Origin of the sequence: Halobacillus sp. (assembly GCF_049282395.1) — a bacterium.
GTDB lineage: Bacteria > Bacillota > Bacilli > Bacillales > Halobacillaceae > Halobacillus.
In genome coordinates this window covers 1-3,468 of record NZ_JBAPTY010000342.1, presented here as the reverse complement: position 1 = coordinate 3,468, position 3,468 = coordinate 1, and the positions used below count along the sequence as shown (strand labels likewise).

2 protein-coding genes are annotated in these 3,468 nt (G+C 40.8%); one reads left to right on the top strand and one right to left on the bottom strand.

The features are described 5' to 3' along the window. Positions 1–654: 654 nt before the first annotated feature. A complete protein-coding gene (locus WAM07_RS14595) occupies positions 655–1,101 on the top strand; it encodes an OsmC family protein (RefSeq protein ID WP_422167993.1) in 447 nt (148 codons plus the stop codon). Positions 1,102–1,153: 52 nt separating this feature from the next. Here WAM07_RS14595 and WAM07_RS14590 read toward each other — a convergent pair whose 3' ends face one another. After that, positions 1,154–2,815 carry an alpha-glucosidase gene (locus tag WAM07_RS14590; protein ID WP_422167991.1) on the bottom strand — a complete coding sequence of 554 codons (1,662 nt, stop codon included), beginning with the start codon at positions 2,813–2,815 and terminating at the stop codon, positions 1,154–1,156. Positions 2,816–3,468: the final 653 nt, after the last annotated feature.

The following is a 3,468-nucleotide window of genomic DNA, read 5'->3' as shown; positions in this document are numbered from 1 at the left end:
TGTTTTTTTGTATCTGCTGTTTTAAACATCTTGTTAAATTTCTTAAAAGACTTATTAAGCAATAGGGCCGGTTACTGTAAGACTCAGTTTCGAGATATTGGGTGGAGAAAGGGACTCCAGGGAACGGCTCGCTTTCCGCGGGCATGTGCTGAGCTTCCTCGGGCTTAACAGCCCTGCGGTATCTCACCGATCATGTTCATCCCGTTCCCTTCCGCTCCTTTGCGATCATGGAGAACTCGAAATTCTCTCCATACTCGGCTTCCAATGAACGAGAACCACCCTGGTTTTTACGTGTGTTTAAGTTTAGGCCCCCTGTACTATAAGCATTTGAGGCAGATGCAGTATGGTTCCTGTCTTATATAGCAATGTCCGTTTACCAAATATAGTTGGGGTGGCGGAGGAAATGACGAGACTCCCGCGGGAGAAGGATCTAGGCGAGACCCCACAAGGAGTGTTAACGACTGAGGAGGCTTGCCAGTTCCCCCGCAGGAAAGCGAGTTGTTTCCGTAGCCGCCCTCTTCTATTGTATGCAACGGACCCCAACTATTTCGAAATTGAGTCTTCTACAAACGGGAGCTTATCTGTAATATCAACACTGAGATTTACAATAGTCTTATAATTTAAAAAGTGTTAAACAGAAGGGAGAGGTTCAAATTGACATATCATCATTTTCACTTGAAAGCCGAATGGCCTGGAGGTCGTAACGAAGTTGGAACAATAGAGGCAGACAAGCTAAAAACCCAAATATCCATTCCCAAAGAAATGGACGGGCCAGACGTAGGCACAAACCCTGATGAAATGCTGTTAGGCGCTGCGGCAACTTGTTATATTATTACGCTTGGTGCAATGGTTGAGAGAGCAGGATTACCGCTCAAAGAAATGAGCATGGATTCGGAAGGGATTGTGGACGTAACCGACGGAGTGATCACATATAATAAAATCATTCACAAGCCGCGTGTGCTTTTGAAGTCCGAAGCTTCCGATAAAGATATGGATAAGTTGAACAAGCTGGTTGAAAAAGCTGAGAAGAGCTGTATGATTTCAAGAGCAATTGAAGGAAATGTAGCGCTTGAATTACAACCCTCCATTGGTAAGGAATAATAAATTAAAGAAAAGGGTGAACGTGTCGTGTCACGTTCACCCTTTTCTTTGCTTATTGATTCATAATGTAAACTCTTGCCTCAAAAGGGCGGAGAGTAAACGACTTTATATCCTCGTGGGATTCCGTGTCGTAATTCGATAATATTAAATGATCACTAGAGAGAGAGTAATTTGATTCAAAATCAGCTTCGTCTGAGGTTAGATTTGTAATAATCAGTGCCACTTTACTTTCCAGCGTTCTCGTATAAGCATAAATTTGAGTATCTTCTTCTAACAGTAGATCATAGATTCCATAAGTGAAAAGGGGATACTGTTTTTTAAGAGAAATCATTTGTTTATAATAGTTTAGAACTGAGTCGGATCGTCCCAGCTGGTCTTTTACGTTAATTTCCTTGTAATTAGGATTGATTTTTATCCAGGGAGTTCCGCTCGTGAAACCTGCCTTGGGCTGGTCATTCCACTGCATCGGCGTCCGGCTGTTATCACGGGATGTGCTCCAGAGAATCTCCATGATCTCTTTATGAGAGGATCCCTGAGCTTTCTTCTTTTTATAAAGATTTTTGGCCGCAACATCGTCATAGTCTTCAAGAGAAGGGAAGGCCACGTTGGTCATTCCGATTTCCTGCCCCTGATAGATAAAAGGAGTGCCCTGCATCAGAAAGTACATCGTACCAAAAGAAGTGGCACTTTCTTTCCAATACTGTTCGTCATCTCCCCATGTGGAAACTACGCGGGCTTTATCGTGATTCTCAATGAATAGAGCATTCCAGCCATCATCTTCTAATGCTTTTTGCCATCGTGTTAAAGCTTTCTTTAAGCCCACAACATCAAGCTTGTCATCTCCATCTTTATTCCAGAGATCCAAGTGTTCAAACTGGAATACCATATCCATTTTTCCATTTTCACCGACCCAGAGATTTGCTTCTTCAGCACTTACTCCGTTTGCTTCACCTACTGTCATTACATCGTAGTTAGCATACGTCTTATTTTTAAACTCCTCAAGGAACTCGTGGATCCCTTCCTGGTTCATGTGCATATCAAAAGAAGAAACGTATTCTTCGCCTTCCGGATTCGGCATATCCGGAAGGTCCGGACGTTTTTTAATGTGGCTGATCGCATCGATACGGAATCCATCAATTCCTTTCTCAAGCCACCAGTTCACCGTATCATATAACTCTTCGCGTACTTCTTCATTCTCCCAATTCAAATCCGGCTGCTTAGTGGAAAACACATGAAGGTAATATTGACCTGATGCTTCATCATACTCCCAGGCTGACCCTTCAAAAATACTTTCCCAGTTATTTGGTTCTTTTCCGTCTTTAGGATCGCGCCAAATATACCAATCACGTTTGGGGTTATTTTTAGACTTACGCGATTCGACGAACCATGGATGCTCATCGCTGGTATGGTTGAGTACGAGATCAATGATTAATTTCATATCCCGTTTATGAACTTCCTTTAATAACCGGTCAAAGTCGTCCATTGTACCGAATTCTTCGAGGATATCCCTGTAATCGGAGATGTCGTATCCGTTGTCGTCCTTTGGGGATTTGTACATGGGGCAGATCCATATAAAATCGATTCCTAAATCTTTCAGATAATCGAGTCGTTCGATCATTCCTTGTATATCACCAATACCGTCTCCATTTGAGTCTTGAAAACTACGCGGGTACACTTGATAGCCTACAGCTTCCTTCCACCAAACACGTTCCATATCGATCCCTCATTTCTTCTAAATTTAATGCTATGAAGACAGGTTCTTTTAAACTATTGTACATGAAAATGAAAGAATGAGTAATTAAAGCAATTAGTAGTGCAATCGCTTGCACTACTAATTATTACAATGCTTAATTTTAAATTGAAGAATTATTTTCACGTAAAAATAGCAACCAATTGTGCAACCGTTTGCCTTTTCAGTAATTATATAGTATCTGATTTTCTTTACTTTGACAATAGCTGGTGAATGGACTTCTTTACTGGTGTTGGTTCGTTTCAATCTATTTTAAAACAGCAAATTAAGTATGAATTTTTCCTTCTGTCTTCTATATAAAGTAGCGTTGGTTTTAAGACGAAAGAACTGTCTCGCGCTACTATAAGTGGTGTACCATGGAGAAATCTTTACTGCAAATCTGAAATACAATCCCCCCTTTGAGTTTGGTGGAATGATAACACGTACCACACCCCGTCTTTTACTTCTATAATGTCTATGCGCCCATACCATCTCCCTGCATATTGATTATTTTTTTCGTCTTTTTACTGTGTAAAAAATCATCAAATGCTTAAAATAAGGAAGAGTTTATTTTTGTGCATGTTTTATATGGTCTGTACTGGGAGTGTTCTGACATTATTTTTCTACTTCTGTTTCAA

What these genes read in the sequence shown, in the direction of transcription:
- WAM07_RS14590 (WP_422167991.1), bottom strand. Translation starts at nt 2,815, where the DNA reads ATGGAACGTGTTTGGTGGAAGGAAGCTGTAGGCTATCAAGTGTACCCG.